Source organism: Sandarakinorhabdus sp. (genome assembly GCF_031422795.1).
Taxonomy (GTDB): Bacteria; Pseudomonadota; Alphaproteobacteria; order Sphingomonadales; family Sphingomonadaceae; genus Sandarakinorhabdus.
The window spans coordinates 1-8,712 of sequence record NZ_JANPML010000210.1 but is presented as its reverse complement, the minus strand read 5'-3'; the positions used below and the strand labels follow the sequence as shown (position 1 = coordinate 8,712).

The 8,712-nt window shown below is 62.8% G+C and carries 7 protein-coding genes; 3 read left to right on the top strand and 4 right to left on the bottom strand.

Translation table 11 applies throughout. The features are described from left to right. Positions 1-203 (bottom strand): hypothetical protein (locus RMO81_RS08045; RefSeq protein ID WP_310475309.1); only part of this gene is annotated, 203 nt, incomplete at its 3' end. Between the two features lie 23 nt (positions 204-226). On the opposite strand from RMO81_RS08045, the gene RMO81_RS08040 reads away from it, so the two are divergent. From RMO81_RS08040 to RMO81_RS08030, 3 genes are all read left to right on the top strand, one after another. Beyond that, on the top strand, positions 227-2,980 hold the full coding sequence (locus RMO81_RS08040) for a S8 family serine peptidase (protein ID WP_310475307.1): 2,754 nt from the start codon (positions 227-229) through the stop codon (positions 2,978-2,980). 178 nt (positions 2,981-3,158) lie between these two features. After that, the gene (locus RMO81_RS08035) at positions 3,159-3,932 is read left to right on the top strand and encodes an SDR family NAD(P)-dependent oxidoreductase (protein WP_310475306.1); all 774 of its coding nucleotides are present in this window, start codon (positions 3,159-3,161) and stop codon (positions 3,930-3,932) included. Positions 3,933-3,937: 5 nt separating this feature from the next. Then, positions 3,938-4,741, top strand: a complete 804-nt coding sequence (locus tag RMO81_RS08030; RefSeq protein WP_310475305.1) for an enoyl-CoA hydratase/isomerase family protein — start codon at positions 3,938-3,940, stop codon at positions 4,739-4,741. A 58-nt stretch (positions 4,742-4,799) separates the two neighbouring features. Here the strand turns inward: RMO81_RS08030 and RMO81_RS08025 are convergent, their stop codons facing one another. The 3 genes from RMO81_RS08025 to RMO81_RS08015 form a co-directional block, all read right to left on the bottom strand. Further along, complete coding sequence (locus tag RMO81_RS08025; protein ID WP_310475304.1) at positions 4,800-5,054, bottom strand: hypothetical protein; 255 nt, start codon at positions 5,052-5,054, stop codon at positions 4,800-4,802. A 183-nt stretch (positions 5,055-5,237) separates the two neighbouring features. Continuing rightward, entirely contained in the window at positions 5,238-5,645 is a 408-nt protein-coding gene (locus tag RMO81_RS08020; RefSeq protein WP_310475303.1) for a nuclear transport factor 2 family protein, read from the bottom strand. A 70-nt stretch (positions 5,646-5,715) separates the two neighbouring features. Then, positions 5,716-8,712: efflux RND transporter permease subunit (locus RMO81_RS08015; RefSeq protein ID WP_310475302.1), on the bottom strand; the 2,997-nt coding region annotated here is incomplete at its 5' end.

Sequence of the window (8,712 nt, the reverse complement as noted above, 5' to 3'; positions counted from 1 at the left end):
GCCGCGTTTACATTTTCCACACCAATACGGATTAAGCAGCAGATCGAACCGGATGTATCAGCGTTTCGATACATCCGGTTAACGAATAGTTTTTCTTCTCGAATATTATTCGAGGTAAAGGCTTCGTTACCAGTTGCTTTGCGTAACCCCGTGTTCATTGTTTTTTTGTGTGCGTTAACCGCTGTAAAGTTTGCGTTGCGCACGTGGTTTGAAAGGGTCAGCCACGATGTCTGAGTACCGCCATCAGATGGCCCGCGAAGATGGGGCCGATTTCGCCCGCCCCGAAGCCATTGCTGCTGACGGTTTTGCATTTGGCAGCCTTGGCCGCCCGGAAGGCATCCCGGCCGTGGCCGCGCCTGTTGAAGCTGCCCGCTCGGTGACCGAGCTTCTGGTGCAGTTTCGCGCCGGTGCCAGTGCTGCCGATCAGGCCCTTGCAGTGAGCAATGCCGGTGGCGGCAATGCCAGCGTGGTGCGCAGCGACGCCGACGGCGATCTGCTGGTGATCAAGGTGGCGCCCGGCCAGTCTTCTGAAGCCGTGATGGAAGCGCTGTCGCGCAACCCCAGCGTGGCTTATGCCGAAGTGAACGCCACCCTTGCGGTGCAGGGCAGCAATGATACGCGGTACACCAATGGTGGCCTGTGGGGCATGTATGGCGACACCACCAACCCGGTGAACCAGTTCGGCAGCCAGGCCGGCGAAGCCTGGGCCCGCGGCTATACTGGTTCCACCAAGACGGTGGTTGGCGTGATCGATACCGGTATCGATTACACCCACGCCGATCTTTATCTGAATATCTGGCTCAATCCCGGCGAAATCCCGACCAATCTTGGCCTGGTTGATACCGACGGCGATACGCTGATCACCTTCCGCGATCTCAACAACGTGGCCAATGCCGGCGCCGTGAGCGACGTGAACGCCAATGGCCGCATCGATGCCGGCGATCTGCTCAACGACACACGTTGGGAAAACGGCATCGATAACGACAACAATGGCCGTCTCGACGACCTTGTTGGCTGGGATTTTGTCAACAACGATAATGATCCAATGGATGGCAATGGCCACGGCACTCACGTTGCCGGCACCATCGGCGCCATTGGCAACAACGCGCTGGGCGTGGCCGGGGTGAACTGGGCCGTGCAGCTGGTTGCCCTGAAGTTCCTGCCCGACAGCGGTTCGGGCAGCAGCGCTGCCGCCATCAGCGCCATCGATTATTACACCAATGCCGCCAAGGCCCATGATGCCGGCGCCGGCAATTATGTCGGCACCAACAACAGCTGGGGCGGCGGCAGCCAATCCCAATCGATGCTTGATGCCATCGTGCGCGCCGCCAAGCAGGATCTGTTGTTTGTGGCCGCAGCCGGCAACGGCGGCTCCGATAACGTTGGCGACAACAACGATGTCACCAGCTATTTCCCCACCAACTATTCCACCCTGGCCGCAGCCGGCTGGGAATCCGTGGTGGCCGTGGCCAACATCACCTCCAGCGGGGCGCGTGCCGGGTCTTCGAACTTCGGCCAGCTGTCGGTTGATATTGGTGCGCCGGGCAGCTCGATCCTGTCGACGACCCCGGGTGGCAATTATGCTTCCTACACCGGCACTTCGATGGCCTCGCCACACGTGGCGGGCGCGCTTGCCCTGCTTTCGGCCTATGCCGAAGGTCTGACCGGTGCCCAGCTGCGCGCAGCACTCCTGAACACCGCCGAAGCCACCACATCGCTGACCAACCTCACGGTCACCAACGGCCGGCTTGACGTCAACGATCTGATCTCGGCCGGTCTGAATGTCGCGCCGACACCCACCCCGACGCCGACACCCACCCCGACACCGACACCCACCCCGACACCGACGCCGACACCCACCCCGACGCCGACTCCAACCCCGGCACCGTCTCCTGACCAGGTGATCTATGGCACCGACAACTCGGATACGCTGACCGGCGGCGCTGGCAACGACACCATTACCGGTGTGGCACTCAGCAGCACGAAGATCGGCAGTCGCACAGTGGACGTGATGACCGGCGGTGCCGGCAATGACCTCTTCATCCTGGGTGATGCGCGCGGCGTGTTTTACGACGACGGCCGCAGCAACAATCAAGGCTATGGCGATTACGCCCGCATCGCGGACTTTTCTGATGGCGACCGTATCCAGTTGGCGCAAGGGAACTATTTCCTGAGTGCCGGCAGCGCTGGTGGTTCTACGGGGATGCGGATTTTCCTCGACAGCAACGGCAACGGTCAGCTTGATAGCCCCGATGAGTTTGTCGCGATCGTGCAGGGCAGCAAGACGCTCACCATGGCCGATATCGTGTTTTCGGCAGCAGCCCCAACGCCGACCCCAACGCCAACCCCAACGCCTACGCCTACCCCGCAACCGGGCACCATGATTTATGGCACCGAAGGTTCAGACAAGGCCATCATCGGCACTGCCGGCAACGACATTTTGTCCGGCGTACCGACCACGAGCACCGCGCTGGGCAGTTTCACCTCCGACATCATGACCGGCGGCCTTGGCAATGATGTCTTCGTGCTCGGCGACGGACGCGGCGTGTTTTACAATGACGGGCGTGCAGCGATGAACGGTGCCGGCGATTACGCGCGCATCACCGACTTCAGCGTAGGCGATCGCGTCCAGCTGCTGGCCGGGAATTATTTCCTGAATACCGGAACCGTTGGCGGCTTCACCGGCACACGCATCTGGTGGGACAGCAACAACAACGGCGTGTTCGAGACGTTCGATGAACTGATCGCGCTTGTTCAGGGCAGCAAGACCATCACGGCGGCGGATTTCGTCTTCGTCGCCCCCGGCACTTCTGCCATGGGCGAGATCGATCCGCTTGGCTTTGCAGCCACGGCCCTCGAAGCCGGCGCCTTTGCTGAAATCACGGCCGCCATTGGCAGCGGGCCAGCATGGTTTGGCGATTTTGGGTCTGCCCAGCTGGGCTTTGCCCATCTTCAGCAGCAGGAAGTCCAGATCGCTTAACGGGTCACGGCGCACGCGCCGTGCGGGGCGAAGGCCGGTCGGGGACGCCTGACCGGCCTTTTGCCGTTTCGGCCAATCGCGCTTTCACCCCAATCGCGCTTTCACCCCTGTCGCTTCTGGGAATGGCGGTCGCTTTGCAGGGCCGCGATGATGCGTGGTCTGCAAACAGGATCCGCTCATGTCCCTTCCGCTGCCCAATGCCTCCCACGATCTCTCCGGCCAGGTGGCCATTGTCACCGGCGCGTCCTCCGGGCTTGGCGCTCGCTTTGCCCGGGTGCTCGCTGCATCCGGCGCCAGTGTTGCGCTGTGTGCCCGCCGCGCCGACAAGCTTGATGCGTTGGTTGCCGAAATTGTGGCGGCCGGCGGCACCGCCCGCGCCTTCCAGATCGACGTGGCAGATCAGGCGCAGTGCCTGGCGCTGGCTGAAACGGTGGAAGCCGCAATGGGGCCCGTGTCGATCCTGATCAACAATGCCGGCATTCCCGATGCCGCGCGCGCCCACAAGCTGAGCCCGGAGCTGTATAATCAGGTGATGGCGGTGAACGTCAACGCGCCGTGGCTGCTCTGCACCAGCCTGGCTGCCCGCCGCATTGCCGATGGCAAGCCGCTGCGCATCGTCAACATCGCTTCGATGGCAGCCTTTGAATATCAAGGCCATGGCGCTGCGCTTTACAGCATGACCAAAGCCGCCATGGTGCGGATGACCGAAGTTCTCAGCGTGGAATGGGCGCGCTATCCGATCAACGTCAATGCCATCGCGCCCGGCGCTTTTGCCAGCGAGATGATGGACGGCATGCTGTCCCGCATGGGCGACATCACCCAGCATTTCCGCCGCAAGCGCCTGGGCGATCCGGCGATGATGGACAGCACGCTGCTCTATCTGGTCGCGCCGGCGGGCGAAGCCGTGACCGGCACGGTGATCAAGATCGACGACGGCCAGTCCAACAGGTGAGTGTGATGACATACGAAACCATTGCGATCGAACAGCGCAGCCCGGTGGACTGGCTGACGCTCAATCGCCCCGAGGCGCTGAACAGCATCAACAACCAGATGGTGGCTGATCTGTCGGACTATTTCGGTTCGCTGTTTCACGCCGAACGCACCCGCATCGTGGTGATGCGCGGCGCCGGCCGGGCCTATTGCGCCGGCCTCGACATCAAATCTCAGTCAGCGGGGGCGCAGGGCACGCAGCCAGCCCCGTTTGCTGGCGGCTTTGGTTTTCAGGGCTGGCTGGCCGACGTGTATGTGAAGATGCGGCGTTGCCCGCAGCCGATCATCAGTCTTGTCCACGGCGCGGCGTGCGGCGGCGGTTTTGCCTTTGCACTGGCCAGCGATATCCGCATCGCAGCAACAAGCGCCCGCATGAACGCGGCTTTCATCAAACTGGGCCTGTCCAGCTGCGACATGGGCACCAGCTATTTCCTGCCGCGTCTGGTCGGCGCCAGCCTGGCCGCCGAACTGATGATGACCGGCCGTTTTATCCACGCCGATCGCGCACTGGCCACCGGGCTGGTGAGCCAGGTGGTGCCCGATGCCGAACTGGAAGCCGCTGGCGAAGCGCTGGTTGCTGAAATGCTCGCCACCTCCCCCATCGGCCTGCGGATGACCAAGGAGGGCCTGGGCACTTCGATCGACGCGCCCAGCCTGGAAGCCGCCATCGCCATGGAAAACCGCAATCAGCTGATGTGCGCAGCCAGCGATGATTTCAAGGAAGGCCTGGCCGCGTTCATGGAGAAGCGCCCGCCGAATTATTTGCGCTAGAGTGATTTCAAGTGAAATGGCACATTTCACGACTTGGAAATCACGACAAACCAACAGTCTAGGCCCCGATGCGGGCGATGAGGCCGATGGGATCACCCCGCTTCACCTGCTCCCACCGTTTCAGGGCGGCTTCGCTGCAATAGCGGCTTTCGCCCAGATCGGCGCGGTTGCCGCCCCTGGTGGCCGGCACGCCCGCGCGAACGGCGCCGCTGTGCAGCGCCACCACCACTCGCACTGGGCCGGCCCGCGTTTCGATCAGGCCGCAAACCCCGGGTTGGCCATCGGCATCGAGCCCGGCCAGCGGAGCCAGCAAGGTGGCGTTGGCATGGCCAGTGGTGCGTAACAGACCCTCTGCGCGGTGCGCAGCGAGCTGCTCTGGCCCAGGCTCAGGCGCGCAGGCGGCAAGTGCAAACAATATCGGAAACAAAGTGCGCATAACTCGCAATAGCAGAACAGGGGCCACCCTGCCCTGCCGGCACATCGTCGCGGGGCCAGTTCAGGCGGGCTGGCTGGCCATCTTCTGCAGCATCTCACCCATCATCTGATGCACCATCTGGATCGCCTTCAATGGCCGCACCATCACCTTGAAATGGGTGATCTGGCCGGCGTCGTTCCAGCTGATCATGTCGATGCCGTTCACCTTGATGCCATTGATGACATTCTGGAATTCGATGATGGCGCTGTTCGGCGCCAGCCATTCGCCGGTGTAGGTGAAGCCTTCACCGCCCAGCACCTTGTCGGCACTGGCGAGATATTTGAACACGATTTCACGGCCCATCTGCGGGGTGTGCACCACCGGGCTTTCGAACACCGCATCAGGGTGCAGCATGTCCCACAACGCCTGATGATCGGGATTTTTCACATGGGCGTGCCAGCGGGCAAGATTTTCAGCGGCGGTCGGCATGAGCAGGCTCCTTTGGCGGGAGCTTAATCCAGTTCAATGGCGCTTCCGCCCTGTCGCAAGCGGCAGGGCCCTATTCGGCGGCTTCGGGCCGGATGGCAGCGTTGCCGGGCAGTTCGGCAATCGGCGCACCGCCGCGCTTGACCCGCAGCCACTGCATCACGCTTTCGATGCCAAGATAAACCACCGGCGTGATGAACAGGGTGAGCACCTGGCTGACCACCAGGCCACCCATCACCGCAATGCCCAGCGGCTGGCGCAGTTCGGCGCCGGCACCAAGGCCCAGCGCCAACGGCGCAGCCCCGGCCATCGCAGCAAACGTGGTCATCATGATCGGTCGGAAGCGTTTGGCAGCGGCTTCGCGGATGGCATAAACCGGGGTCCAGCCATGAGCGCGTTGCCCGGCCAGCGCAAAATCGATCATCATGATGGCGTTTTTCTTGACGATGCCGATCAGCAGCACGACGCCGATGATGCCGATCACGTCCAGCGGCATGTCGAACAGCCACAGGAAGGCGACCGCACCGATGCCAGCGGCTGGCAGGCCCGAAAGGATGGTGATCGGGTGGACGAAGCTTTCATACAGCACGCCCAGCACGATGTAGATGACGATGATCGCCGCGAGGAACAGGATCGGCATCGATTTGGTCGAAGCTTCAAACTGCTGGGCGTTGCCGCCCAAGGCGCCTGACACGCTGGCAGGTTGGCCGATATCCACCGAAGCCGCTTCGATCAAGGGCTTGACCTCGCTCAGCGCCACGCCGGGCATCAGGTTGAACGCCAGCGTGACGGCGGGCAGCTGGCTCTGGTGCGAAATGGTCAGCGGTGCGCCGCCGATGGTAATGCGCGATACCGCCGACAGCGGCACCAGCGCGCCGGAACTGCCGCGCACATTGAGGCGGCCAATCGCATCAGGATTGGTCTGATCGCGCGGATCAATTTCCATGATCACCTGATAATCTTCGGCGTCGGTGTAGATGCGGCTGATCTGCTGGTTGCCATAGGCCGCCAGCAGCACGCGGCGCACCGCCTCCACCGGCACGCCAAGCCGGGCGGCGGCGTCGCGGTCAACTTCGACATACGCCTGACGGGCCCCGCGCTGATAATCGCTGTTCACATCCACCAGGCCGGGAATGCCGCGCATCGCCTGCTCCAGCCTTGGTGCAAAGGCATAAAGCTCATCCTTGTCCACCGCCGAGATGGTGTATTGATAGTTGGTCGGCGAAGGACGGCCGCCCAGTTGCAAATTCTGCTGCACGTTGGGGAAAGCGGCATAGCCGGGAATGCCTCCCGTGGCCTTGCGCAGCCGGGCCAGCACGGTTTCGATGTCATCGCGCTCGTCGCGCGGCTTCAGCGGCGCAAACAGTCGGCCACTGCTCGATCCGCCAAGGCCCAGGATGGCGTTGACGCGCGCAACGGCGGGATCGTCCTGCACGATCTTGGCGGCGATGGCGTGTTTCTTGGCCATTTCATCATAGCCGAGATCGGGGGCGCCTTCGGTGCCGAAGAAGATGATGCCGGTATCCTCGGCCGGGAAAAAGCCCTTGGGCACGGCCATGAAGCCCCAGGCTGCCACAGCGATGGAAACCACAGTAAAACCGCCGACAACCTTGCGGTGCTGCAGCGACCAATCGAACGCCTTGAGATAACGCGCGGTCAATCGGGCAAAGCCCGCCTTGGTAATGCGCGCAACCCGGCCCGGTTCCTGATGGCCGGATTTCAGCAGGCGCGCCGCCACCATGGGAATCAAGGTCAGCGACAAGACCGCCGACACCGCGATGGAGATGGTCATGGTCACGGCAAATTCGCTGAACAACCGGCCGATGATGCCGCCCATGAACAGCAGCGGGATGAACACGGCAACCAGGCTGACCGAGATCGACACCACGGTGAAGCTGATCTCGTTGGCGCCGATGATGGCGGCGCTGCGCGGGTCTTCGCCGTCTTCGGTGTGGCGCACGATGTTTTCCAACACCACGATAGCATCATCGACAACGAAGCCCGTCGCCAGCGTCAGCGCCAGCAGCGACAGGTTGTTGAGCGTGAAACCAAAGAAATACATGCCGGCAAATGTGCCGATGGCAGCGACCGGCAGCACGATCGCCGGAATGAAGGTGGCACGCGCATCCCCCAGCACCAGATAGATCACCAGAATGACCAGGAAGGCAGTGCCGACCAGCGTTGCCTGCGCGTCGAACACGCTTTCGCGGACCGATTCCGAACGGTCGAGAATCTCGCTGATGTCCACCGACGCCGGCATGGCTTCGCGCACCGACGGCAGCACGGCGCGCACATTGTCCACGAGTTGCACGACATTGGCACCGGGCTGGCGGCTGACAGCCACGGTGAGCGAGGGCTCGCCATTGAAGCGGGCGCCGCCGCGCAACCGTTCATAGCTGCTGATCACGCTGGCGACATCGCCCACCCGCACCGGCAGGCCATTCCGGTTGGCGATGATGATATTGGCAAATTCGGCCGGCTTTTCGAGGTTGCCCGAAGCGTCGAGCACATAGGTTCGCGCGCCGCCCGTGATCGATCCGACGGCAATATTGCTGTTCGCGGCGGACACTGCCGAGCGCAGATCGTCCACCGTCAGGTTACGGGCGGCCAGCGCGGCGGGATCGAACTGAATCCGCACGGCGTAACGGCGATCGCCAAAGGTCTGCACCTGGCCTGCGCCAGGCAGCGTGGAAATGCGCGGCACCAGCAGATTGTCGACCAGGGTCTGCAGATCGTTCAGCGCCCGTGTCTTGTCGCGCACCGAATAGATGATCACCGGGGAATCAGCCGGGTTGCTCTTGCGGAAGCTGGGCGGGCTCGGCATTTCCGGCGGCAGCCGGCGGGTGACGGCCGAAAGCACCGACTGCACATCAAGCGCCGCGGAATCAATGTCGCGATCAAGCGCGAACTGCACGGTGATCTGGGTGGAGCCGGTGCTGCTGGACGAGAGCACCTGTTCAATGCCGGCCACCGTCGACAATTGGCGTTCGATGGGGGTCGCCACCGACGCCGCCATGATGCCGGGGTTGGCGCCGGGCAGGCTGGCTTCGATCTGGATGGTGGGCAAATC